General features: G+C 65.7%; 19 protein-coding genes. 15 read left to right on the plus strand and 4 right to left on the minus strand.

Annotated features, from left to right (window positions below; translation table 11 throughout):
- Positions 1-56: 56 nt before the first annotated feature.
- From CLM60_RS04500 to CLM60_RS04510, 3 genes are read left to right on the plus strand one after another with little or no spacing between them, the layout of a single operon-like run.
- Complete coding sequence (locus tag CLM60_RS04500) at positions 57-3,107, plus strand: hypothetical protein (RefSeq protein WP_095587958.1); 3,051 nt, start codon at positions 57-59, stop codon at positions 3,105-3,107.
- Positions 3,108-3,135: 28 nt separating this feature from the next.
- Positions 3,136-3,603 (plus strand): hypothetical protein, encoded by a 468-nt coding sequence (locus CLM60_RS04505; protein WP_095587959.1) that lies wholly within the window; start codon positions 3,136-3,138, stop codon positions 3,601-3,603.
- Between the two features lie 6 nt (positions 3,604-3,609).
- Entirely contained in the window at positions 3,610-6,519 is a 2,910-nt protein-coding gene (locus CLM60_RS04510; protein WP_095587960.1) for a caspase family protein, read from the plus strand.
- Here the strand turns inward: CLM60_RS04510 and CLM60_RS04515 are convergent.
- Genes CLM60_RS04515 through CLM60_RS04525 form a run of 3 tightly spaced genes read right to left on the minus strand, consistent with a single transcriptional unit; the run spans position 6,516 to position 9,018 of the window.
- Positions 6,516-7,451, minus strand: a complete 936-nt coding sequence (locus CLM60_RS04515) for a hypothetical protein (RefSeq protein WP_095587961.1) — start codon at positions 7,449-7,451, stop codon at positions 6,516-6,518. The two genes, CLM60_RS04510 and CLM60_RS04515, sit on opposite strands and share 4 nt — an antisense overlap.
- A 5-nt stretch (positions 7,452-7,456) precedes the next feature.
- Positions 7,457-7,858, minus strand: a complete 402-nt coding sequence (locus CLM60_RS04520; protein ID WP_095587962.1) for a hypothetical protein — start codon at positions 7,856-7,858, stop codon at positions 7,457-7,459.
- Entirely contained in the window at positions 7,855-9,018 is a 1,164-nt protein-coding gene (locus CLM60_RS04525) for a glycosyltransferase family 4 protein (protein WP_176473788.1), read from the minus strand. Before CLM60_RS04525 ends, CLM60_RS04520 begins: the two co-directional genes overlap by 4 nt.
- 81 nt (positions 9,019-9,099) lie before the next feature.
- Between CLM60_RS04525 and CLM60_RS04530 the strand changes: the two genes are divergently transcribed.
- From CLM60_RS04530 to CLM60_RS04540, 3 genes are read left to right on the plus strand one after another with little or no spacing between them, the layout of a single operon-like run.
- Entirely contained in the window at positions 9,100-9,459 is a 360-nt protein-coding gene (locus CLM60_RS04530; RefSeq protein WP_095587964.1) for a hypothetical protein, read from the plus strand.
- On the plus strand, positions 9,459-9,941 hold the full coding sequence (locus CLM60_RS04535) for a hypothetical protein (RefSeq protein ID WP_095587965.1): 483 nt from the start codon (positions 9,459-9,461) through the stop codon (positions 9,939-9,941). The genes CLM60_RS04530 and CLM60_RS04535 overlap by 1 nt, the downstream gene beginning before the upstream one ends.
- 6 nt (positions 9,942-9,947) lie before the next feature.
- A complete protein-coding gene (locus tag CLM60_RS04540; RefSeq protein ID WP_095587966.1) occupies positions 9,948-12,140 on the plus strand; it encodes a glycosyltransferase in 2,193 nt (730 codons plus the stop codon).
- Here the strand turns inward: CLM60_RS04540 and CLM60_RS04545 are convergent.
- Complete coding sequence (locus tag CLM60_RS04545; RefSeq protein WP_095587967.1) at positions 12,137-12,988, minus strand: hypothetical protein; 852 nt, start codon at positions 12,986-12,988, stop codon at positions 12,137-12,139. The genes CLM60_RS04540 and CLM60_RS04545 overlap by 4 nt on opposite strands.
- Positions 12,989-13,256: 268 nt before the next feature.
- Between CLM60_RS04545 and tssA the strand changes: the two genes are divergently transcribed.
- From tssA to tssH, 9 genes are all read left to right on the plus strand, one after another.
- Entirely contained in the window at positions 13,257-14,285 is a 1,029-nt protein-coding gene (gene tssA, locus CLM60_RS04550; RefSeq protein WP_095587968.1) for a type VI secretion system protein TssA, read from the plus strand.
- A 64-nt stretch (positions 14,286-14,349) separates the two neighbouring features.
- On the plus strand, positions 14,350-14,868 hold the full coding sequence (tssB, locus tag CLM60_RS04555; protein WP_095587969.1) for a type VI secretion system contractile sheath small subunit: 519 nt from the start codon (positions 14,350-14,352) through the stop codon (positions 14,866-14,868).
- Between the two features lie 3 nt (positions 14,869-14,871).
- A complete protein-coding gene (gene tssC, locus CLM60_RS04560) occupies positions 14,872-16,362 on the plus strand; it encodes a type VI secretion system contractile sheath large subunit (protein WP_095587970.1) in 1,491 nt (496 codons plus the stop codon).
- Between the two features lie 53 nt (positions 16,363-16,415).
- Positions 16,416-16,931 carry an Hcp family type VI secretion system effector gene (locus CLM60_RS04565; RefSeq protein ID WP_095587971.1) on the plus strand — a complete coding sequence of 172 codons (516 nt, stop codon included), beginning with the start codon at positions 16,416-16,418 and terminating at the stop codon, positions 16,929-16,931.
- Between the two features lie 81 nt (positions 16,932-17,012).
- The gene (locus CLM60_RS04570) at positions 17,013-17,810 is read left to right on the plus strand and encodes a type VI secretion system accessory protein TagJ (RefSeq protein WP_095587972.1); all 798 of its coding nucleotides are present in this window, start codon (positions 17,013-17,015) and stop codon (positions 17,808-17,810) included.
- Complete coding sequence (gene tssE / locus CLM60_RS04575; protein WP_095587973.1) at positions 17,803-18,300, plus strand: type VI secretion system baseplate subunit TssE; 498 nt, start codon at positions 17,803-17,805, stop codon at positions 18,298-18,300. The genes CLM60_RS04570 and tssE overlap by 8 nt, the downstream gene beginning before the upstream one ends.
- A gap of 3 nt (positions 18,301-18,303) precedes the next feature.
- Positions 18,304-20,184, plus strand: a complete 1,881-nt coding sequence (tssF, locus tag CLM60_RS04580; RefSeq protein WP_095587974.1) for a type VI secretion system baseplate subunit TssF — start codon at positions 18,304-18,306, stop codon at positions 20,182-20,184.
- Entirely contained in the window at positions 20,148-21,155 is a 1,008-nt protein-coding gene (gene tssG / locus CLM60_RS04585) for a type VI secretion system baseplate subunit TssG (protein WP_095587975.1), read from the plus strand. The genes tssF and tssG overlap by 37 nt, the downstream gene beginning before the upstream one ends.
- Positions 21,156-21,167: 12 nt before the next feature.
- Entirely contained in the window at positions 21,168-23,870 is a 2,703-nt protein-coding gene (gene tssH, locus CLM60_RS04590; protein WP_095587976.1) for a type VI secretion system ATPase TssH, read from the plus strand.
- Positions 23,871-23,920 lie beyond the last annotated feature (50 nt).

Raw genomic sequence — 23,920 nt, forward strand, 5'->3', positions numbered from 1 at the left:
GCAGCATTTTTCCAACCTGCGCGATTTGATACGATTTATTGTTTGGGGGTAACCCGATGTCCGATACGACCGTCGTCGATCCGCAAAGCGTCGCGCAACGCCTTCAGGTCATCAAGACCGAGCTTTCGGGGTTCGAAACCTTCTTTGCCGATCCCGTGCATGCCAGTGATGCGGCCACGGCCCAGTTGGACCGCTTGCGCGCCAAGATCGGCCAGATCGAATCCCTGCTGAACGCGCGTGCCCCGGCCGAAACCGCCGCTGCGGGCGGCGATGGGGCCTCCGCACCCCTGTCCGAAGATCCCGGCATCTGCGCCGCGCCCGAGGATGAAGAGGCCGCGATCTGCCAGATCAGTGACGAATTCGGCGCTTTCTGGGGTCAGGTCTGTCTGCCATCGGAAAGCGATCAGGCGATCTCGGACGAACGTGCGGCGATCGCGGCGCAGCGCGAGCGCATCGGCCAGATGTATGCCAGCGGCCCCCTGACGCCCGAGCGGCTGGTAGAGATCGGCGCCGAGCTGGCCCGGCTGGGCAATCTGGTGCGCACCGCCCAGCAGATCGCCGCGCTGGAGGAAAACAGCCCCGAAGCCGCGACCGAGGCCCGCCAGGCTATGACCGGTTTCGACGAGGAGCTGGGCCCCGGCACCATCGTCACGCCCGAGCTGATCGCTCAGTTCGAGGCCGAGAAGGCCGTCGCCGAAGCCGCCGAAACCACGGCACAGGAACATATGGCCGCCGCCGAGGCGCTGCCCGACGGCCCCGAGAAAGACGCCGCGCTGGACGCCGCGATGCAGGAGATGATGCAGGCCACGGTGGACCGCGAATCCGCAGAATCCCGCATTCAGGCGGCGCGTGGCAAGCAGATGCTGACCAGCGCGATCACCACCGGCCCGCTGTCGCCCTATGCGCGCCGTCCCATCGCCGACCAATCCGCTGCCCAGTTCATCGAGGCCTATACCCGCAACCCCGATCTGGCCGATTTCGCGGTCGGCGCGGCGCGGGATTCGGCCAATCCCGACGCGATTGCCGCCGGGATGGACATGTTGTGCACCAATGTCGCGGGCGGCTTCCCCGATGACAGCGGCACGACCCCGCCCGCGCCCTTCGACGCGCAGGGCTATGCGCAGAACCTGATCAACGGCGCGTCGGCCGAGGGTGGTGATTACATGGCCGATGCCGCGGATTACATCCGGGACGGCGGCCATCTGCAGCAAAACCCGATCCCCGACGGCACCGGCCGCGACGCCAATGGCCGCGAGCGTGCGCGGTCGAATTACCTGGCGGATGCCGCCATCGGGGCAGACGGCACGCTGGATGTGACAAGCCCCGCCGCGCAAAAGGCGCTGGGCCATCTGCGGTTCAACCCCGATGTGGTCGATGAACCCACCGCGTCGCTGAATGCCCATGTCATGTCGACCTATGACATGTTGTCCGAGCCGGACAACCAGACCCGCGCCCAGGGCATCCTGAACGATATCGAGGAACCGCAGGGCGCAGGCCGCACGCTGGTTGCACGCTCCAGCGGCGCGGCGGCGGCAGATGTGGACGCGGACGATACCAGGCAGGCGGTTGTCGCCGCGCTGATGACGCCGGTGCACCAGGGCAATGTCGGTTCGTGCTTTGCCACCGCCGGCGTGCGCCGGATGAGCACGCTGGAGCCGCTGGAGTCGATGGAATTCTATGCCGAGCTGGCCGAAACCGGCACCTTCCGCCCGCGCAACAGGCTGGACCCGATCCCGGCGGTGATGTCTTTCCCCGCCGATGAAAACCCGCTGATCCGCAGCATGGAATATTCCGCCGCCACCGTCATGACCCAGATGGAGGAGAACTCTCGCCACGACATGCTGCAGAATGCGCTGAATGAATCGGTCGACAACCTGATCGGTCCCGTGGGCGACGACGGCGCGATATTCAGTGCGATCGGCACCGACAATTGGCATGTCGATCAGGCGCTGATCCGCGCCACGCTGATCCGCAGCTTCATGGTGGAATACGATGCCACACGCCGCACCGCGCCTTCGGCCGACGGGTCGTCCAGCTCCGGTGTCTATATGCTGATCCAGACCGAAGGGCCGGGCGCGCGCCGGGTAATCGACAGCCAGTCCGTCTTTGTCGCGGCGCTGACTGAACGTGTGCTGTTCGCCATTGGCGAACCAGCCGGTACCGACAAGGCAAAGGAGATCTCGGACACGATCCAGTCGCAGGATTACCTGGACGACCTGATGTCGCGCGGCATGACGCCCTGGAACATGGGGGGCGGTGGCATGCCGCAAGAAGCCGACGAGATTCTGTTCGGCGATGAACAGGAAACCGACGAGCTTCTGGATGGCCGCGATGGCTGGGATGATTTCACCGGGGTCACTCAGGGCGACCGCACCGAAGAGCTGTTGGAAAACATGCTGGAAAGCTTCCATGAGGATCATCAGGGCGACGGCATGGTGCCGATCATGAACCGGGGCATTCACGCCTTCAACGGGCTGCCCGACCACCCGTCTCTGGCGCCCCTGATGCAGGGTGATATCGAGGACAATATCGAGGCTCAGCTTCTGGCCCCGGGCCGCGAGATCGCGGCATCGCAACTGACCGAGGCCGAGGTTCTGACAGCCTGCCGCGCCACCATCGACAGCATAAAATCCTGGGACCCGAGCGGCCGCCGCCGGACAATGTTGGAAAATGCCATCGGGAACGGGGTGGGGGCCGATCTGACGCCACAACAGGTCGATACCGCGATCATGGCGGCGCTGCAGCCCTATCTGACGACGCTCTGCCTGGATCAGGCGAATGTCTGGCGCCAGCAGGAGATTGCCGCAGGCAGGGCTTGTACGACAGCGGATCGGGATGCCCATGCCGCTTCTATCCGCCCGCAATGGGAAGAACGTATCAGCGGCGGGTCGGTCGGCGGGATTGCCGCGGCGGCGGCGCCCCCCACGGTGACGGTCGCCGACACCAACTGGGGCGATGCAACGCAGGACGTCATGTTCGTAATGGCCCCCGATCCGCGTACCGGCGAGTTGCAGCTCTGGAAGCAATACAATCCGCCTGGCAATCTGGTCCCGATGGGCGAAGATTGGGTCGATGCCGGCTGGACCGAACATGGCGCCGAAGAATGATCGCGCGCAGGCCTGAAAGGATACCGCAATGACTGACGCAGCAGCCCCCGACCTGATCTATTCCGTCGACCGCGCGGGCGACCCGGTCGTGATCATCGAACGCAAGACCGAAGCCGGCAGCGAAACCGCGCTGGAGACCTATCCCGGCCTGATCACCGGCGAATACACGACCGAGCTGGCCCGCCTGGTCAACCATTTCGCGCGCGAGTTCCAATACGAGGTCATCGACGATCCCGCCGCGTTTCAGACCGCCTATATGGAACAGGTCGCGGCCGAGGATCCCGATGCCAACTGGCAGCAGGGCAACCCGCGCCTGCGCGATTTCGGCAAGCCCGATTTCGCCCAGATCACCGTGCCGCAGATGGATGGCAAGCATCTGGTGTTTTACGCCAAGAGCCGCCAGCTGGGCGTGCCCTATCGCGTGGATGTCGATGTGAACGGCACCGAAATCGGCGAGGCGACATACGAGCCGATGGCGATGCAGCCGATCGAGTAGCCCGCGATGGCCCGCCCGATGCTCCGCCGCATGCGCCCGCCAGGGGCGGTTTTCGGCCTGGCGGTCTGGGTCGCCATGGCGCCGGTCGCTTACGCGCAACAGGACGATCTGGCGCCCGCGCCGCGCGTGGCGCTGGTGATCGGCAATTCGAACTACGACAGCGTGACATCGCTGCCCAACCCGGTGAATGACGCCCAGATCATCGCCGAAAAGCTTTGGGAAAGCGGTTTCGAGGTGATCGAGAGCCTGGATGCCGACCGCGAGACCATGTTGTCGAACCTGGCCACATTCCGCTCGCGCCTGCGCGACGGCAGCGAGGCGGTGGTCTATTACGCGGGTCACGGGGTGCGGATCGGGTCGCGGAATTACCTGCTGCCGGTGTCGGTCGCGCCGTCGTCGGTCGACGAGCTGGTGGCGCAATCCATCGACGCGCAGCTTCTGATCAACGTGATGAACGACAGCGGCGCCAAGCTGAACATCGTCATGCTGGATGCCTGCCGCAACAACCCGTTCGACCAGATCGGCAGCGATCAGACCGAAAAGATCGCCGCGCGCGCGCTCAGCATCGGGGCCTCGCGCGACGCGGTGATGCAGGGGCTTGCCGCGCTGAAGGACACCGGCGATGGCGGTCTGGCCGAGATGTCGGCGGGCAAGACCGAAACGCTGATCAGCTTTGCGACCGCGCCGGGATCGGTCGCGCTGGACGGTGACGGGCGGCACAGCCCCTATACCCAGGCGATTGCCGACAACATCGACGCGCCGGGGCTGGAGATCAGCCAGCTGTTCCGCCGGGTGCGGGGCGATGTGCGTGCCGACACGGATGGCAATCAGATCACCTGGACGACCTCGACCCTGGAAAGCGATTTCTATTTCAAGCCGCCCGATGCGGCGGGGGCGGGCAAGACCACCGGCATGGCGCGGGCCACCGATACGTTGGGCGCCCTGCCGCCGCGCCGGATCGTCGACCGGTCGTTCTGGCGGGCGATCCGCGACAGCACGCGGGTCGATGCGTTCCTGGCCTATCTGCGGACCCAGCCCGATGGGGCCTTTGCCGATCAGGCAAGGCAGCGGGTGCTGGATCTGGGCGGCGATCCCGATGCGGCCCAGCCCGACCAGAGTTTCCTGTCGGCCCTGACGCGCGGCCTGTCGCTGACCACGCCCGAGGCACGGGCCGAGGCCGCCGAGACGCTGGAGCGGGCCGAGATCACCATTCCCATCGGCGCGGGCAGCAGCGCGATTGAAATGCCCGATGCGGCGGGCGCCTGGGTCTATGTCCCGCAGGAGCCGCGCTTGGGCACGCTGACCGCATCGAATGAAACCGAAAACGACTCGGGCAATGTCTATTGGCTGGGGATCGACCAGACGCTGACCTATACCCCACGTATCGGCACCAATGGCGGCACCGAAAGCGTTCAGGCGCAGGTGCTGCGACAGGGTGGGGCGTCGGACACGGTCGATGTGGATGTCGAGGCGTTCGTGCATGCCTGTGACATGCTGGCGGGCGAGCCGCAGGACAGCCGCCGCGTGACCGCCGGCGCGCGGCAATTCATCCTGAACCGCAATTTCGATGCCGCCATCGTCGCCTGTGAACTGGCGGTCGAGGAATTCCCCGATGTGCCGCGCTTCTGGGCCGAACTCGCGCGGGCCTATCGCGCGGGCGCGCGGTATCAGGACGCCATCGTCTGGCAGCAAAAGGCGGCGGAGGCGGGCTATCAGGCGGCCGTGGTCAACCTGGGCCAGATGTATCTGGACGGGCAGGCGGTCGATCAGGACTATGCCCGCGCCTATCAGCTGTTCACCGATGCCGCTGCGACCGGCGAGCCTGCGGCCTATACCGCGCTGGGCTGGGTTTACCGCGCCGGTGTGGGCGTCCAGCAGGATTACCGCGAGGCGATGTATTGGTACACCCGGGGCGCCGATATCGGCAATGACTGGGCGATGACCAACATCGCCGAGCTGCACCAGACCGGCAAGGGCTTCCCCCGCGATCCGCAGAAGGCGGTCGAATGGTACACCCGCGCGGCCAAAAGCGGCGAGCTGACGGCCCAGACCCGGCTGGCGCGCATGTACCAGAACGGCGACGGCATCCCCGCCGATTTCGATCAGGCGCGGTTCTGGTACGAATCCGCCGCTGGGCGCGGGGTGCCCAACGCGGTGACGCGGCTGGGCATCATGTACGAGGAAGGTCAGGGTCAGCCCGCCAATCCCGAGGCCGCGTTCCGTCTATACACCCGTGCCGCCGCCGATGGCGATGGCGAGGCGATCCTGCGGCTGGGTCTGCTGCATGCGTCCGACAACCCGCTCTTTGCCGATCCCGACAAGGCGGTCGTGCTGTTGCAGGCGGCGGTGGATCGCGATGTCTATGGCGCGCATCGGGCGCTGGGCAACATGTATCGGACCGGTGAACTGGTCCCGCAGGATTACGCGCGCGCCGTGGATCTGTTGCGGGTCGCCGCACAGGACAGCAGTTGGGCTGCACGCGATCTGGCACAGGTGCTGGCCCAGGACGGCACCGGGGTACAGGACCTGCCCGAGGCCGCCCGTTTGATGGAGGTTTCGGCGCGCGGCGGTTCGGCCTGGGCCGCGCGCGATCTGGCCCGCATGTACGAAGCCGGGCGCGGCGTTGCGCCATCGCGCCCAGATGCGCTGATCTGGTACGCCACCGCCATTGGCCTGTCGCCGGATGCGGGCCTGCGCGAGCGGGTGGACAAGGCGCTGGTGAATTTCACCCCGACCGATTTCGTGGCCGCCGCGCAGATGCTTCTGATCGCGGGTGGTGCGGGGCTGGGCGCCCCCGACGGGCAGATGGGTCCGCAGACCCGCGCCGCACTGGCCGAGGCCTTTGCCGCCCGTGGACAGCCCGCGCCGCAGGGCACGCCGACGCTGGACGATCTGGCGGTGCTGACGCGGAACTAATCGGGCAGGATCGTGCCCAAGCGCCGTTTCGGCCGATAGACCGATTTCACGAAGGCCGAGGCGCCGGGCGACAGCTCGGTGATCGCCAGATCCAGCGTGGCATTCACCGCCGCGCGCAGATCGGCCAGCCGTGCCTCTAGCCCGATGCGGTCATTTGCCAGCGGCGCGCCCTCGTCCGTCCAGATGCGCGCCAGCGCGTCGAAATCCGCGACCTGGGCCAGGTCGAATTCCGGCTGCATCGCCCGCAGGCATCCCAGCCGCGCACCCAGGATCGCAAACGCGCCGTTTTCCACGTCGCGCCCCACGGTGCACCAGATGCGCAGACGTTCCAGAACCGACTCCGGCAGATGCTGTTTCAGCCGCTCTGCCGGGGTCAGCTCGGGGTTGGTATCGCGCGCGGCGATCCCGCGTTCCAGCGTCAGGCGCACGCCCTCGCGAAAGCCCGCGCGAAACGCCTGTTGCGGGGTGGCGGTGACGATGCTGGCCGACGGGCAGCCATGCGCCTGGACGTAGGGCACGCGATAGGCGAAATCGATCCCCAACCGGCCGTCGCGGCTGGCCTCGTGCGTGCGCAGCCCGTGCATCAGCGTGCGCGGCCAGATCTTGATCCCGCCATTGCCGTATTGCAGCCCGTTATGCGCCAGCCGGGCCGAGAACGAAATCACCCGCGCCAGATTGCTGGCCGTGAATCGCAGCCGCTGGGCGAAGAAATCCGGCTGGGTGACCATGTTGTCGGCATCAACCGTCAGCACATGGGCGGTGCGCGCGACCTGAGCCGCCTGCCGGTGGGCGGCATCGAACCCGCGCACGCCATGAACCCGGCTGGCCGTGGGCACGATCCGTTTCAGCGCTTCGAAATGGGCATCGGCGTTGGGCTCGTCCAGGCTGATGAACACCACCGACAGTTGCGACAGATCCAGCGTGATGCCCATGGCCGTCACCCGGTGCCCAGGCGTACTTCGCCCGAGGGCTGCCATTTGGCGCGGATCATTTCCACCACCTCGGCCTGGCGGGCGGCCCAGTCGCGCTGCGGGGCCAGCCGCGTGCTGTCGGCGATGGGCGCGACGGCTTCGAAGATGACGCCCGCATCGCGCAGGGGGGCATAGTCCAGCAAATCGGTGACAAAGACCGGGATCAGCCCCTGTTCCGCCAGTTCCGCCAGAACCGTCGGCAACAGCGCCGTCAGCCGCGCCGCATCCAGCCCGATCGCATCCACCAGATAGAACCGCACCCGTTCGCCCGCATCCAATGTGGCCTGTGCATGCGGGCTGTCGGCGTTCAGCGGAAAGGCCCGGTCGAACCGCTCCTCGCCGGTGTCGTTGGTGGGCGCGTCGGTCATACCGGCGTGATCCGGGCATCGGCGGGATCGAAGCGGGTGCGCTCGCGCGCCAAGCTGCAGAAAAGCCCGCCCCAAAGCCGCCCGATCCCGGCCCAGTCGCGCCGCGCGGCAACCTGCGAGGCGGCCTGTCCGAACTGCCGCCATTGCGCCTGGCCCAGCGCGACCGCGTGATCCAGCGCGGCGGCCAATCCCTGCGGCGCCCGGGGGTCGAACAGCAGTCCGGTCTGCCCCGGCCGCACGATATCGCGCAGCCCCGGCGTATCGCTGCCCAGAAGCCCCAGCCCGAACCCCGCCGCCATCACCGCCAGCCCGGAACTCAGCGACGCGGTGTAAGGCAAAAGCGCGGTATCGGCGGCGGCGAAATAGCGCCCCAGATCGGCATCGGCGACAAAGCCGCCATGCAGGCTCAGGCGCGGGTCGTCGGGCAGGGTGGGCAACACGCCCGCGGGGTCGGTGCCCGCGATCAACAGCCGGACATGCGCATCGGGCCGTTGCAGGACATGCGCCACGGTCTGCGGCAATTGCTTGTAACCGGCCAAACGCCCGAACAGCAGAAACACGTGATCCTGCGCGGCGAAACCGAAGCTTTCGCGCGCCTGTTGCCGGGGCCAGCAGGGATAGTACCCGGCATAGTTGCCATGGGCGATCACCACGGTCTTGGCCGGGTCCACCGGGCCGACCTGCGCCAGATGATCCACCGCAGCCCATGAATGGCAATGGACCACATCGGCGCGCTCGGTCAGCGCGGCCACCAGTTCGGCGTGGGTGTCGGCGCAATGGGGGTCATGGGGCCGGGCATTGTGGCGCGTCCAGACAATGCGCCCGCCCGCATCGGCGAACCGGTCCAGCCCGTCAAGCAGCGCCTGCGCCGCGCGGCGTGCGGCTGCTGGCTTTGCGCCCTTCATGTCATGTTCTTCCCAATGAAGGTGATAGATCATCTGCCCCGGCGCGGCGGCCAGTTCCCGCGCGGCGTCGTCCGGCGTGGCCGGGCGCGCGTCCACCGCCCCCATCACCGCGCGATACAGAAGCGTCTGATAGGCGTTCGCGCCACGATAATCGGCCCCGAAACGCAGGGCGATCCGCTGTGACATATCGGTCTGCGCGGGGGGCAGATCCGCCTGCGCCGGTGCCCAGATCCGTGGCTTGGGCGTTTCCGTCATTAAATGCGCTTTCGTTGACAAATTCATTCGGCTGACAGACACTCATCTAATCAGACTCCGTTTATTTGGAGAAGAATTTTTATGAAGAAATTGACCACCAGGCTCTTGGCCGGGTTCAGTGCGTTGGGATTGCTGGGGGCGCAAGCCGCCGATGCGCAATCCTTCGGGACCGAGGCCGAGGCGCGCGCCTATCTCTCGCAGAACCCCACAGGCCCCCGGGCCGAGGAAGCCTTTCGCCGGATCATCCGGGGCACCATCGCCGACCGCTATCCCGAATTCAGCCGCCGCGCGCTGCGCGACGGCTATGCGTCGACGATCCCCGGCGGGTCCGGGGCGGGTGCCGCGCTGTCGCAACCGGCTGCCGCGCCCACGCCCGCGCCGCCACCCGCGCGCCGGCCGCTTGGGCCGGTCGGGTCCAGAGATGACGGGGGGGCATATTGATGACCGGTTTGAATATGCGTTCGGGCGCCACGATCCTGGCCGCCGCGCTGACATTGGCGGGCTGTGCGGATTATGCCGGGGCGCCGAAATCGGAAACCGCCGCTGTCAGCCGGCTGGCGCAACAGGGGTTCAAGATCGTCTCGGACGGGCGCGGCAGCGATGCCGCCACCGCGCTGCGCTATAGCGGGCCCCCGACGGTGGTGATCCAGTGCGGGCGGCCCGGCGGCAAATACGCGACGACCGATCAGGCCCGGACGGTGACGCTGCCCAATGGGCGCACGGCCCGCGAAAGCGGGGTGGTCGATGCCTATGTCATTGTCGAAAACGATGGCAGCCTGCGCGGTCTTTACGTCAACACCCTGACACGGGAGCTGCGCACCGCATCGGGCCGACGGGCCGGGCGCGCGGTCGAGATCGTCGAGTTTCCCCCCAATGGGCGCGCGCAGTTCCGCGACGGTCTGGTCTGTCGTCCCCGGTTCTGACCCAAGGTGACGACGCTGGACCAGCCGGTACATTTCGACGTGGTCGTTCTGGCCGATCCACGGCCCGACACCACGGGCGGGAACCGGGCCTGCCAATTGGCGTCTGCATTGGCGCAGGCGGGGTATCGCACGGCGCTGTTGCCGTGGCTGGGACAGGACGGGGCCGGTGCGGGGCTGGAGCCGACGGGCGTGCGCGTGATCTCGGCCCAGTCATCCTGTCCGGCCCGGCTGCTGATCGCGGCGGATCTGGGGCTGTTTGCCAACCGCGCGGCCGAGCCTCTGCGCCTGCACGCCGGGCTGCGGGTGGTGATCTGTCCCGACCTGCACCCGTGCCGTCCCGACAAGCTGGGCGAATGTATCGATCACGCGGTCGAGGCGTTGGGCGGTCCGGTAAAGCTGGCCCCCGCGGCGCCGCTGATCCGGGACCGGATCGCGCAATACGCCCCGGCCCAACCCATGACCCGCGACGACTGGCCGCCGGTGGTCACCCCGGCGGGCGCATCGATCGCGCGCACGGCGCGGCCTGCCCAGCCACGGCTGGGCCTGCTGGCCACCGCGCGGGACCGCTGGCCCGCCTATATCGACGAGCTGCAGGCGCTGCTGCCCGATCATCCGCTATTGGCGCATCAGGTCCTGGATTGTCCCGCGCGGCTGCGTCACGGGATCGGCTATCGGGCGGCGGCTGTCACCTTTCACGACAGCGTCGATCTTGCCCTGCCCCGGTTCCTGGCCGGTATCGATGCGCTGGCCATTCCCGGCCCGCACGCCTGCGAGCCTTGGCCCGCCGAGGCGCTGACCGCGCTGGAACAGGGCGCGATCCCCGTCCTGGACCCGGTCCTTCGCGACACGTTCCAGATGGCCGCGCTTTACGCCCGGCCCAAACAGGTGGCCGACAATGTGATCGACCTGCATGGCCTGCCCGACCTGGCCGAGGATTTGCGGCTGGCCGGGCGCGCGCTGGTCGACGGAATCCTGGCCCCGCGTCACGCCGTGGCGCGGGTGCGTGCGCTGATCGGGGCGCCGGTGTCGCAGCCGCAACTGGTGACGGCGCGGTCCTGCGATCCGCCGGGCACGGTTCTTTCGGTGTCGACCAACGGGGTCGGCATGGGCCACCTGACCCGTCAGATGGCGATTGCGCGGAATTTGCCGCCCGACCTAACGCCGGTGTTCATCGGGTTTTCCCAATCCATCGCGGTGGTGCGCCAGTTCGGCTGGGTGTCGGAATACCTGCCCTATCATGCGGGTCCGAAGCTGAACAAAGCCTATTGGAACGAGCATCTGAGCCGCGCGCTGATCTCGGCCTGTGCGTTTCACCGGGCGCGCGCGCTGGTGCTGGACGCGAATGTCCCGTTTCACGCGTTCCAGCTGTTGCGCCAGGCGCGGCCCGATCTGCCGATGATCTGGGTGCGCCGGGCGATGTGGGGGCCGGGGCGTGATCTGATCGCGCTGGACCGGGCGGGGCTGTTCGATGCGGTGATCGAACCGGGCGAGATCGCGGGCGCCTATGACACCGGCCCGACCACCGATGCGCGGGATGCGGTAACGCCGGTCGGCCCGATCCGGCTGTTGCAGCAGGACGAGCAGTTGGACCGCCGCGCTGCCTGTGCCCAGATCGGCATCGATCCTGACGGGCTGAACGTGCTGCTTCTGCCCGGCGGGATGAACAATTTCGACGCCAACGCCCTGTGGCGGGCCGTGGCCGATACGCTGGTGCAATGGCCGGGGGCGACGGTGGTGGTGGGCAAATGGGCGATCACGGAAACCGATTTCGACTGGCCGCCGGGGTTCGAGATCCGCAAGGGCTTCCCGTTTTCCCGCTGGTTCAGCGCCTTCGATTTCGCGGTGTCGGCGGCGGGCTACAATTCCTTTACCGAGCTGGTGACATCGGGTCTGCCGACGGTCTTCGTCCCCAACGAAAACCCGCTGATGGACCGCCAGGACCTGCGCGCCCGCTTTGCCGAGCGGCACGGCCTTGCCCGGGTGCTGACGGTGCGCGACCGGCACAATGCGGCGGGGGTCCTGACCCAGATGAAATCGCCCCAGACCCGCGCGCAACTGCGTGCGGCGATGGCGCATTTCGCCGATCAGCCCGATGGCGCGCAACGGGCCGCCCGGATTGTCGCCGCCTGGGCGCGGTCGGGGCGGTCGAACCGCGCCGATGGCTGGATGAACGCCTATTTCGAACCGGCCCCGGCCTAGGGTTGGTGGCGCTTGATCGCCTGTGCCAGCTTCTGCGCGATGACCAGCGCGGCCTTGTGATCGCCCGCATTGGCGCGTTTGGTGGCCTCGGCCCAGGCGTGGTGCAGCCGGGCGCCGGGATCGGCATCCGCCGGGATCTGCGCCAGTCGATCGGTCAGAACCGGCGCGATCTGCTGCCATTTTTCGGCATCCGGGTCGGGATCTGCATCCTCGAAAATCGCCGTCTTGATCCGCGCCGCGGCCGTCAGGGCAGAACGATGATCGCCCCGCGCGGCCACCGCGACGGCGGCGTCCCAAGCCTTGCGCACCGCGCCCGCCTTGGCGGCGCCCGTGGCCACGAAACCAGTCACCGCCCGGTCCAGCCGGGGGTGCAGCTGATCCCATCGGGCCTGCATCGGGTCGATGCCGGTATCGTCGGTCTCAGTCTCTTCCTCTTCCTCGGGCGCGGTGGGGGGTGGATCGGCGCGCGGGGTCCGCTTGGGCTTGTCGCGGGCGGGTTTCGCCGCCCCGCCGGGTTCGATCAGCTCGACCTTATAGGGATAGCCGAGCTTGCGGAAAAACTGGTGCAGCTGCCACGCGCCGCCCTGCGGCACCCGCCCGTCCAGATCCATCACGAACCGATTGCCGCTGATTCGGAACGTGCCGCGCAGGCTGCGCGGCGACTCGCCATCCAGCTTGGCATAGCGTTCCAGCAGCATCGGCGATTTCTGCCTGTCCACATTCATGATCAGGTTCTTCGCCGACGACCGTCCGAAGCAGATCCCGAAATTGATCGCCTTGCTGCGCGCCAGCGAGATGTGGTCGCGCAGATCGGACAATTCTTCGGGCGTCATCAACATGGGCAGCAATGGGGGCTTGCGCCCGCGGGTCTGAAAATGGCTTTCCCGACTATTGCCGGGTGGGGCGGCAAAAGCAATCTTCGCCGGGCCCGGCACCGATCCCGAAAAACGATCGGGCCTGCTTTCAACAAGGGTTGCGTTCCTATCCGAAAGTGTTAGAATTTCGCTGATTTCGTATAAGAACCACAGGCTAGCGTTTTTTTGATCTTGTGGTAGGCTTTTTGTTATTCCCGCATTTTCGCGGGACGTTTTGTGAAAGTTTTTTTGAAAGGAAGGCATGGATCTCGAAGCTCTTCTTCAGGCCCGAAGTGAAGAAGCACCAAGTGGTGAAGATCCCTCTTACGGCCCTGACTTCATGATGTTGGAACTTGCGGCGCAACCGGGCGAGGAACGCCAGGTGGGCGATATGATCATCGCGGCCGAAGATCCCGATTTCAAAGCCGTGATGGAGGCCGCCGATCCCGTGCTGGCCGCCGCCCACGATCTGCGCACCGGTGTGATTGTCGCCTGGGCCCAGCTGCGTCTGCAGGGGTTGCCGGGCTTTGCCGAGGCGACGGGGTACCTGCGCGGCTGCCTTGAGCAATTCTGGGACAGCTGCCATCCGCAACTGGACGCCGATGACGACAACGACCCGACCGAGCGGGTGAACGCGGTTCTGTCGCTGGCGGCCGAGGACACGATCCTCAGGGCGCTGAAGACGACCCCGCTGACCAACAGCAAGACATTCGGGCGGCTTTCCATGCGTGACATCTGGGTGGCCGAGGGCGAGATCACCGCAAATGCCGAGATGGAGAACATCCCCGACACCGCCGCCGTCGCCGCGGCGTTTCAGGAAAGCACGCAAGAGCATCTGAACGCGGTGCGTTCCGGCGCGCAGCAAAGCCTGGAGAATATCGAGGCGATCGGCGCCAAGTTCGATGCCGAAACCCCCGGCCAAGGCCCGACGCTGGACCCGCTGGTCAAGCTGCTGAAGCAGATCGTCAAGAAGCTGGACGGCGTGCTGGGCACGACAACGGCGGCCGATACCGCCGATGAGGTCACCGAGGCCGGTGACGACGCGGCCCCGCCCCGTGCGGGCGGCGCGGTTGGCGGCATCAGCTCGCCCAATGACGTGCAGAACGCGCTGGATCGGATCATCGCCTATTACACGCGATACGAACCCTCCAGCCCGGTGCCGATCCTGCTGACTCGGGCCAAGCGGCTGGTGAACGCGGATTTCCTGACAATTGTGAAGGACATGGCGCCGAACGGCGTCGACAACGTGAATTTGATTGGTGGCATCCAGGAAGATTCTTCCTGGGAGTAAGACGGGACCGGATGCCGGACAGGCGCAGTGGGGCCGGGCCAGGAACATATAGGGAGCAAGTGAGATGGCAGAAAGTTCTCAGAGATTTATCGCACGCAACCGTGCGCCGCGCGTTCAGATCGAATACGAGGTCGAGCTTTACGGCGCCGAAAAGAAGATCCAGCTGCCCTTCGTGATGGGGGTGATGTCGGATCTGGCTGGCAAGTCCGAGGTCGAACAGCCCGCCGTGGCGGACCGCAAGTTCCTGGAGATCGACGTCGACAATTTCGACGAGCGGATGAAATCCATGGCCCCCCGCGCCGCGTTCCAGGTGCCCAACACCCTGACGGGCGAGGGCAATCTGGCCGTCGATATCACCTTTGAGTCGATGGACGATTTCAGCCCCGCCGCCATTGCCGCCAAGGTTGCGCCGCTGAAAAAGCTGTTGGATGCGCGCACGCAGCTGTCGAACCTGATGACCTATATGGACGGCAAGACCGGCGCCGAAGAGCTGTTGGCCAAGGTCATGCAGGACCCCGCGCTGTTGCAGACGCTGGCCGCCCAGGCCGCGCCCGATGACACCCCCGAACAAGAGACGGAGTAAACCATGGCCACGGAAGAAGCCCAATCCGCCGGTGGCGCCGCCCAGTCGATCGAAGCATCGGATTTCGAGGCGCTGCTGAACAAGGAATTCCGTCCCAAGTCGGATCAGGCCAAGACGGCCGTCGAAGAGGCGGTGAAAACCCTGGCGCAGCAGGCGCTGGAAAACACCGCGCTGGTGTCGGATGACGCGCTGCGCACCATCGAAGGCATCATTGCCGAGATCGACCAGAAGCTGACCGAACAGGTCAACGTGATCCTGCACCATTCCGATTTTCAGCAGCTGGAAGGCGCCTGGCGCGGTCTGCATTACCTGGTGAACAACACCGAAACCGACGAGATGCTGAAAATCCGCGTGATGAACATCTCGAAAAAGGACATGCACAAGACCCTGCGCAAGTTCAAAGGCACCGCCTGGGACCAGTCGCCGATCTTCAAGAAGGTCTATGAAGAGGAATTCGGCCAGTTCGGCGGCGAGCCTTATGGCACGCTGGTGGCCGATTATTATTTCGACCATTCGCCCCCCGATGTGGAAATGCTGGGCGAGCTGTCCAAGATCGCCGCTGCCGCGCACGCGCCGCTGATCACCGGGGCGGAACCGTCGCTGTTCCAGATGGACAGCTGGGGCGAGCTGGCCAATCCGCGCGACCTGACCAAGATTTTCCAGACGCCGGAATACGCCGCCTGGCGCAGCCTGCGCGACAGCGAGGATTCGCGCTATCTGGGTCTGGCGATGCCGCGTTTCCTGGGCCGTCTGCCCTATGGCGCCAAGACCGACCCGGTCGAGGCGTTCGCCTTCGAGGAAGACACCGAAGGCGCGGATTCGTCGAAATACAGCTGGGTCAACGCGGCCTATGGCATGGCGGTGAACATCAACCGGTCATTCAAGGAATACGGCTGGTGTTCGCGCATTCGCGGTGTGGAAAGCGGTGGGGCGCTGGAAAACCTGCCCTCGCACACCTTCCCGACCGATGATGGCGGGGTCGATCAGAAATGCCCGACCGAGATCGCCATTTCCGACCGGCGCGAGGCCGAGCTGGCCAAGAACGGGATGATGCCGCTGATCCACCGCAAGAATTCGGATCTGGCGGCGTTCATCGGGGCGCAGTCGCTGCACAAACCCGCCGAATATGACGATCCGGACGCGACATCGAATGCTAATCTGGCGGCGCGGCTGCCCTATCTGTTCGCGACCTGCCGTTTCGCGCATTACCTGAAATGCATCGTCCGCGACAAGATCGGCGCCTATAAAAGCCGCGAGGACATGCAGATCTGGCTGCAGGAATGGATCAACCAATATGTTGATTTCAATGCCGAAACCTCGCCCGAGGCGGTCAAGGCCCGGCAGCCGCTGGCCGCCGCGGAAGTCGTGGTCGATGATGTCGAGGGCAACCCCGGATATTATTCGTCGAAGTTTTTCCTTCGGCCTCACTACCAGCTCGAAGGGTTGTCGGTATCCCTCAGGCTGGTGTCCAAGCTGCCCACGGAAAAGGGCTAAATCCCGCGTGTAATTTCTGACGCACCAATCATTTTGTAAGAAAGGAAACGGCAATGTTTGACGCCTTTATGTACTTCCCCGGGTCCAGCGTGAAGGGCGAGACCCAGGACGAAATCATGAAAAACGAAAGCGCGACCGAAATTCTGAGCTTCGAGATCGGCGCCGAGAACAACATCAATATCGGCTCGATCTCGGGCGGTGGCGGTGCCGGCAAGGCAACGTTCAAGGAACTGACTGTCACCAAGAAGACCGACACCGCATCCTGCGAACTGTTCGCCAAGCTGTGCGAGGGCAAGCATTTCGACGACATGATCATCGAACTGCGCCGGTCGGGCGGCGCGGCGGGCAAATCCGGCGACGGGTTCCTGAAATGGGAATTCAAGCTGGTCATGCTGCAGGACATCACCTGGTCGGGCTCGGACGGGGACGACATCTGCGAAGAGACCGTTGTGATCCAGTATGGCGCGATGAAGGTCAGCTATCGGATGCAGGACCAGCAGGGCAAGATGCAGCAGCCCAAGACGGCCGAGTGGAGCCGGATCAAGAACCAGGCGAACCTGGCGGTCTGAGCCAGACCGCAGGCCGACCGGATGGCGCAGCAGGCAGACGCGCGTTTGCCTGCTGACACCCCCCTTGTGCGGAGTTGACTGATGCAGGCCGAAGATCTGATCCGTTCCGGCGATCTGGATGGCGCCCTTGCCGCGTTGCAGGACGCGGTGCGCGGCGATGCGTCGAACCCGAAACTGCGCGTCTTCCTGTTCCAGCTTCTGTGCGTGCGCGGCGATTGGCAGCGCGCGGTGCAGCAGCTGAAGATTTCGGCCGAGATGGACCCGTCGGCCACCGCCATGGCACAGACCTACCGCGAGGCGATCATCTGCGAGGTGTTCCGCGAAAAGGTCTTTGCGGGCGAACGCGAACCGCTGATTTTCGGCGCGCCGCAGGAATGGGTCGCCCTGATGGTCGAGGCGTTGAAGCTTCAGGCCGACGGCGCCACCGCCGCCGCCAATGCCACGCGCGAAAAGGCCTTTGCCGCCGTTCCGGACGCGCCGGGCCAGGTGAATGGCGAACCCTTCGCCTGGATCGCCGATGCCGACATGCGGCTTGGCCCGCTGCTGGAGGTGATCGTGAATGGCCGCTATTTCTGGATGCCGTTCAGCGCCATCCGCACCGCCACGTTCGACCCCCCCGCCGATCTGCGCGATGCGGTCTGGACACCCGCGAACCTGACGCTGGCCAATGGCGGCGATGTCGTGGCGCTGATCCCCACGCGCTATCCCGGCACCGTGGCGCATGGCAGCGACAGCGACCGGCTGGCGCGCTCCACGAACTGGATCGACCGGGGCGATGACCTGTTCGAGGGGCTGGGCCAGCGCATCCTGACCACCGACCGCGAGGAACTGGCCCTGATGGACCTGCGCACGCTTCAGATGGGGTCCGCCGATGGCTGACAAGACGATCATGGAACGTCTTCAGCCCTCGCTTCTGGATCGGCTGACCGACCCCGACAGCGGCACCCTGTCCGAGGCCCGCGACGCCCGCGTCATCGACCTGCGCCAGCTGCGGCAGATCATCGAACGCGATCTGTCCTGGCTTTTGAACACCAACAATCAGGACTTGATGATCCCGGCCGCGCGCTATCCCAATGCGGCGAAATCCGTGCTGAATTTCGGGCTGCGCGACGTGGCGGGGGATTATTCCACCGTGGAACGGGCCGAGCTGATCCGCAAATCCATCCTGCGTGCGATCGAGATGTTCGAGCCGCGCATCCGCAAGGGCTCGATCCTGGTCGATTTCCGCGAGGGCGAGCGCAACCGTGAAACGGTGATCAGCTTCGACATCCGCGCCGATATGTGGGCCCAGCCCGTGCCGCTGGAGCTGTACCTGCGGACCGAGGTCGACGTGACAACCGGCGAGCTTCAGGTGGAACGGGTGGCCTGACGCATGGATACACGGCTGCTGAAACATTACGAGGAAGAGCTGGCCTTCCTGCGCGACATGGGGGGCGAGTTCGCCGAAGCCTATCCCAAGATCGCGGCGCGTCTGGGCATGGATTCGGTCGAGGTCATGGATCCTTATGTCGAACGCCTGCTCGAGGGGGTGGCGTTCCTGACCGCGCGGGTGCAGCTGGAACTGGACCTGCAATTTCCGGCGCTGACCAGCCACCTGCTGGAAATCGTCTATCCGCATTACCTGGCGCCGACCCCGTCGATGATGGTGGCCGAGCTGCAACCCGATATGCAAAGTGCGGCGCTGAAGGACGGCTATCTGGTGAAACGCGGCACCGTGCTGCGCAGCCGCTTGGCCGAGGGGGACAACACCCCTTGCACCTTCCGCTCGGCCCATGATGTGACCATGTGGCCGATCAAGATCACCGAGGCCGAGTATCTGGACGGCCGGGGCGAGCTGACCGCCGCCGGGGTCCCGCGCGACATCGCCGCGCGCGCCGCGATCCGGCTGCGCCTGTGCCGGCATGGCGACCAGCCGATTGCCGATCTGGCGCTGAACGATCTGACGCTGTTCCTGTCCGCGTCCGAGGGGCGCAACTGGGCGCTGCACGAATTGCTGTGCACTCAGGCCACGGGGCTGATGGGACGCTCGACCGACCGGCGCGCCGACTGGATGGTGGACCTGCCCGGCGGGCGGGTCACCCCGCGCGGCCTGTCGCGGGACGAGGCGCTGCTGCCCACGCCCCGGCAATCCTTCGACGGCTATCGCCTGTTGCAGGAATATTTCGCCATGCCCGAGCGGTTCCATTTCGTCGAACTGCAAAACCTGTCGCTGGCCATTGGCCGGGCCAAGGGGCCGGATGTCGATATCTATATCCTGCTGGCCGAGGGGAACCCCGAGATCGCCCCGGGCGTTACGCCTGACGCGTTCCGCCTGAACGCCACGCCCGCGATCAACCTGTTCGAAAAGCGCTGCGACCGGGTGCTGATCCGTGCCTCGGACGTGGAACAGCATGTGGTGGTGGACCGTACCGCGCCGCTGGATTTCGAGGTTTATTCGGTCAGATCGGTGCAGGGCATCAGCACCGATGGCCGCGACGACGTGACCTTTCGCGCGTTCTATTCGGAAACCGATTTTACCGCGGCCGGCGAACAGCACGCGACCTATTACGCGCAAAGCCGCAAGATGCGGCAACGCTCGGAACGCGAACGGCTCAAGGGCGTGCGCACGTCCTATCTGGGGTCCGAGCTGTACCTGTCGCTGGTCGACCGGGCGCACGCGCCCTATCGCGCGGATCTCAGCCAATTGGCGGTGACGGCGATGGTCACCAACCGCGACCTGCCGTTGTTGCTGCCCACGGGGCGCGCGGATGTGTTCCAACTGCCCGATGGCGGGCCGGTCGCGTCGGTCCGCACCCCGGTCAGCCCCACGCGCCCGCGCCCGACGTTGGCGCAGGGCGATACCGCCTGGCGGCTGATCAGCCACCTGAGCCTGAATTACCTGTCGATCACCGAAACCGGCGACGAACACGCGGGCGCTCAGGCCCTGCGCGAGCTGATCGGGATTTATGCGCCGCTGGGCGACAAGGTGATCGAAAAACAGCTTGAGGGCATCGTCGATGTCACCAGCCGCCCCATCGTGCGCCGCATGGCCGACGAGGTCCTGTCGACCGCCGTGCGCGGGCTGGAGATCCGGCTGGAATTCGACGAGAGCTTTTTCGAAGGCACCAGCGCATACCTGCTGGGCGCCGTTCTGGACACGTTTTTCCAGAAATATGTCTCGATCAACAGTTTTACCGAAACCGTATTAGTCACGCAGCAACGCGGAGAGATTGCCAGATGGCGACCCCAGAAAGGGCTGGGCCGGATCATCTGACGCATCTCGATCAGCTTGTCCAGCAGCCCGAAAAACAACATTTGTTTCATGCACTTCGTATTATCGAAGCGACCTATGCCGACGCGCCGCGCCTGGGGCGCAGCCACCGGCCGCGTCAGGACAAGGTGCGTCTGGGGCAAGAGGCCGAGCTGCAATTCCCGCCCTCGACCATCCGCAGCTTCACCCCGGCCAAGGGCAAGAAGCCGGGGCGGTTGATCAACCGGTTCTTCGGGCTGTTCGGGCCGCACGGGCCGCTGCCGCTGCACCTGACGGAATATGCCCGCAACCGGGCGCGCAATTTCCGCGACACGACCTTCATGGCCTTTGCCGACATGCTGACGCATCGGGTCATGTCGCTGTTTTACCGCGCCTGGGTCTCGGGCCAGCCCGCGCCCAGCTTCGACCGTGACGACGACAACGCGGTGGATCGCAAGGTCGCGGCGATCACCGGCCTTATGGGCGCGCCGTTGCAAACCCGCGACGATTTCCCCGACCGCGCCAAACGGCATTTCGCCGGGCTGCTGGCGCAGGGGGTGAAGAATGCCGAGGGGTTGGAGGCGATCCTGTCGGCCTTTTTCGATGCGCCGGTGAAGATTGAGGAATTCGTGGGCACCTGGCTGGAGCTGGAACCCGACGACCGCTGGGCGCTGGGCGCGCCGGTGGGTCTGGGCGGGGCAACCGCCATCGGCAGCCAGGTCTGGACCCGCAACGCCAAGTTCCGCATTTGCATCGGCCCGCTGGATTACGACGATTATGTGCGGCTGTTGCCCGGCACGCCCTCGCAACAGCGGCTGTCGTCCATCGTGCGGTCCTATGTTGGCCAGGCCCTGGATTGGGAGGTCAACCTGATCCTGCGCGCCGATCAGGTACCGCCCGCGAAAATGGGCGAAAACACCCGGCTGGGCCATGTGGGCTGGATGGGCACGCGGCGCGACACGGGCGACGCCAACGATCTGTATTTGCAGGGATAGGGGGGACGATCCATGACGGAAATCAGCAGAGTGGCGCTTTTCGGCAAGCTGAACCCGCTGGGCTATCAGGCCATCGAAAGCGCGACCGTCTTTTGCAAGATGCGCGGCAACCCCTATGTCGAGATCGTGCATTGGCTGCATCAGATCCTGAACGCGCAAGATAGCGACCTGCATCGGATCATCGCCCATTTCGATCTGGATCCGGGCCGGATCGCCACCCAGATGACCGCGGCGCTGGACGCGCTGCCGCGCGGGGCCAGTGCGATCAGTGATCTGTCGACCCATCTGGAACACGCGATGGAACGCGCCTGGGTCTGGGGATCTTTGCTGTTCTCGTCAAACCAGGTGCGCACCGGGCATCTGCTGCTGGGGATGCTGGAAACGCCCGACCTGCACCGGATGCTTCAGGCGATGTCGCCCGAGCTGGCCAAGGTCAAGGGCGACGCGCTGGCCGAAGGCTTCCACCAGATCACCGATGGCTCGCCCGAGGATGCACAAGGCCCGCGTGATGGCTCGGTCACTGGTGGCGCCGAACCGGGCGCGGCTTCGGGCGCCCGCGCCCCGGCCCAGATGGGCAAGGAAGAGGCGCTGGCGCAATTCTGCATCGACCTGACCGAACAGGCCCGCACCGGCCAGATCGACCCCATCGTCGGGCGCGATGCCGAGATCCGCCAGATCGTCGATATCCTGATGCGGCGGCGGCAGAACAACCCGATCCTGACGGGCGAGGCCGGGGTGGGCAAGACCGCCGTGGTCGAAGGCTTTGCCCTGCGCATCGCGCGTGGCGATGTGCCGCCCGCATTGCAGAACGCGCGGCTTCTGGCGCTGGATGTGGGCCTGTTGCAGGCGGGTGCGTCGATGAAGGGCGAGTTCGAAAATCGCCTGCGTGGCGTCATTGACGAGGTGCAGGCCAGCCCGACACCGATCATCATGTTCGTCGATGAAACCCACACGCTGGTGGGCGCGGGCGGGGCCGCCGGGACGGGCGATGCCGCGAACCTGCTGAAACCCGCTTTGGCGCGCGGCACGCTGCGCACCATCGGCGCGACCACCTGGGCCGAATACAAGAAACATATCGAAAAAGACCCTGCGCTGACCCGCCGGTTCCAGGTCGTGCAGGTCGAGGAACCCGATACCGACCGCGCCATCCGCATGATGCGCGGCATCGCGTCGATGCTGGAAAATCACCACAAGGTTCAGGTGCTGGACAGCGGGATCGAGGCTGCGGTGAAACTGTCCGCGCGGTACATCCCCGCGCGGCAATTGCCCGACAAATCGGTCAGCGTTCTGGACACCGCCTGCGCCCGCGTGGCCGTCAGCCAGCACGCGGTCCCGGCACAGGTGGACGATAGCCGCAAGCGCATCGACGCCTTCAAGATCGAGTTGCAGATCATCGACCGGGACGAGACCGCCGGATACGACGTGGATGACCGGCGCGAAGCGGTGGGTGATGCGCTGGCTGAAGAGGAAAAGCGCCTGGAAACCCTGACCGGCCAGTGGGAGGCCGAGAAGGCGCTGGTGGCCGATATTCTGGACCTGCGCGCGCAGCTGCGCCAAGGCGGCCAGCCGGTCGAACAGACCCCCGATGCCGAAACCCCGCCCGAGGCGCTGCCGCCCGAGGATCGCGCCAAGGTCAAGGACGAGTTGCGCGCGAAGATGGGCGCGCTGGAGGCGTTGCAGGGCGAAGACCCCCTGATCCTGCCCATCGTGGACGATCAGGCCGTGGCCAGTGTCGTGGGCGACTGGACCGGCATTCCGGTAGGTCGCATGGTGCAGGACGAGATCGCAACCGTCCTGAACCTGGAAGACCACCTGGCCAAGCGCGTGATCGGACAGGATCACGCGATGAAGATGATCGCCAAGCGCATTCAGACCAGCCGCGCGGGCCTCGACAACCCCAACAAACCCATCGGGGTGTTCATGCTGGCGGGCACCAGCGGCGTGGGCAAGACCGAAACCGCGCTGGCATTGGCCGAGGTGCTGTATGGCGGCGAACAGAACGTCATCACCATCAATATGTCCGAGTATCAGGAGGCCCACACCGTCAGCAGCCTGAAAGGCGCGCCGCCGGGGTATGTCGGCTATGGCGAGGGCGGCGTGCTGACCGAAGCGGTGCGGCGCAAGCCTTATTCCGTCGTTCTGCTGGACGAGGTCGAAAAGGCCCACCCGGACGTGCACGAGATCTTTTTCCAGGTCTTCGACAAGGGCGTGATGGAGGATGGCGAGGGGCGGCTGATCGACTTCAAGAATACGCTGATCCTGCTGACCTCGAACGCGGGGTCCGACCTGATCATGGATCTGTGCGCCGATCCCGACCTGTTGCCCGAACCCGAAGGCATCGCCAAGGCGCTGCGCGAGCCGCTGCTGAAGATCTTCCCGGCGGCGCTGCTGGGGCGGTTGGTGACGATCCCGTACTATCCGCTCAGCCCCGACATGATCGGCCAGATCACGCAGCTGCAGCTGGGCCGCATCCAGAAACGCGTGCAACAGACCCATGGCGTCCCGCTGAGCTATGACGATGCTGTGGTGGCCGAGATCGTGAACCGCTGCCAGGAGCTGGAAAGCGGCGGGCGCATGATCGACGCCATCGTCACGAACACCATGCTGCCCGCCATCTCAGCCGAGTTCCTGACCCGCATGATGCAGGGCAAACAGATCGCCAAGGTGGGCATCGGCGTCGAAAAAGGCGCGTTTACATATGATTTCGGAGACTGATCCGCCCCGCGCTCGTACAGCGGCAAAATGTGATAGGATCGAAAGTATTA

It is taken from the genome of Actibacterium ureilyticum, assembly GCF_002285435.1.
Classification (GTDB): Bacteria; Pseudomonadota; Alphaproteobacteria; order Rhodobacterales; family Rhodobacteraceae; genus Actibacterium_C; species Actibacterium_C ureilyticum.

Excerpts from the sequence above, each read along its gene's own strand:
- CLM60_RS04500 (WP_095587958.1), top strand. The coding sequence starts at position 57 with ATGTCCGATACGACCGTCGTCGATCCGCAAAGCGTCGCGCAACGCCTT.
- CLM60_RS04505 (WP_095587959.1), top strand. The coding sequence starts at position 3,136 with ATGACTGACGCAGCAGCCCCCGACCTGATCTATTCCGTCGACCGCGCG.
- CLM60_RS04510 (WP_095587960.1), top strand. The coding sequence starts at position 3,610 with ATGGCCCGCCCGATGCTCCGCCGCATGCGCCCGCCAGGGGCGGTTTTC.
- CLM60_RS04515 (WP_095587961.1), bottom strand. The coding sequence starts at position 7,451 with ATGGGCATCACGCTGGATCTGTCGCAACTGTCGGTGGTGTTCATCAGC.
- CLM60_RS04520 (WP_095587962.1), bottom strand. The coding sequence starts at position 7,858 with ATGACCGACGCGCCCACCAACGACACCGGCGAGGAGCGGTTCGACCGG.
- CLM60_RS04525 (WP_176473788.1), bottom strand. The coding sequence starts at position 9,018 with ATGACGGAAACGCCCAAGCCACGGATCTGGGCACCGGCGCAGGCGGAT.
- CLM60_RS04530 (WP_095587964.1), top strand. The coding sequence starts at position 9,100 with ATGAAGAAATTGACCACCAGGCTCTTGGCCGGGTTCAGTGCGTTGGGA.
- CLM60_RS04535 (WP_095587965.1), top strand. The coding sequence starts at position 9,459 with ATGACCGGTTTGAATATGCGTTCGGGCGCCACGATCCTGGCCGCCGCG.
- tssA (WP_095587968.1), top strand. The coding sequence starts at position 13,257 with ATGGATCTCGAAGCTCTTCTTCAGGCCCGAAGTGAAGAAGCACCAAGT.
- tssB (WP_095587969.1), top strand. The coding sequence starts at position 14,350 with ATGGCAGAAAGTTCTCAGAGATTTATCGCACGCAACCGTGCGCCGCGC.
- tssC (WP_095587970.1), top strand. The coding sequence starts at position 14,872 with ATGGCCACGGAAGAAGCCCAATCCGCCGGTGGCGCCGCCCAGTCGATC.
- CLM60_RS04565 (WP_095587971.1), top strand. The coding sequence starts at position 16,416 with ATGTTTGACGCCTTTATGTACTTCCCCGGGTCCAGCGTGAAGGGCGAG.
- CLM60_RS04570 (WP_095587972.1), top strand. The coding sequence starts at position 17,013 with ATGCAGGCCGAAGATCTGATCCGTTCCGGCGATCTGGATGGCGCCCTT.
- tssE (WP_095587973.1), top strand. The coding sequence starts at position 17,803 with ATGGCTGACAAGACGATCATGGAACGTCTTCAGCCCTCGCTTCTGGAT.
- tssF (WP_095587974.1), top strand. The coding sequence starts at position 18,304 with ATGGATACACGGCTGCTGAAACATTACGAGGAAGAGCTGGCCTTCCTG.
- tssG (WP_095587975.1), top strand. The coding sequence starts at position 20,148 with ATGGCGACCCCAGAAAGGGCTGGGCCGGATCATCTGACGCATCTCGAT.
- tssH (WP_095587976.1), top strand. The coding sequence starts at position 21,168 with ATGACGGAAATCAGCAGAGTGGCGCTTTTCGGCAAGCTGAACCCGCTG.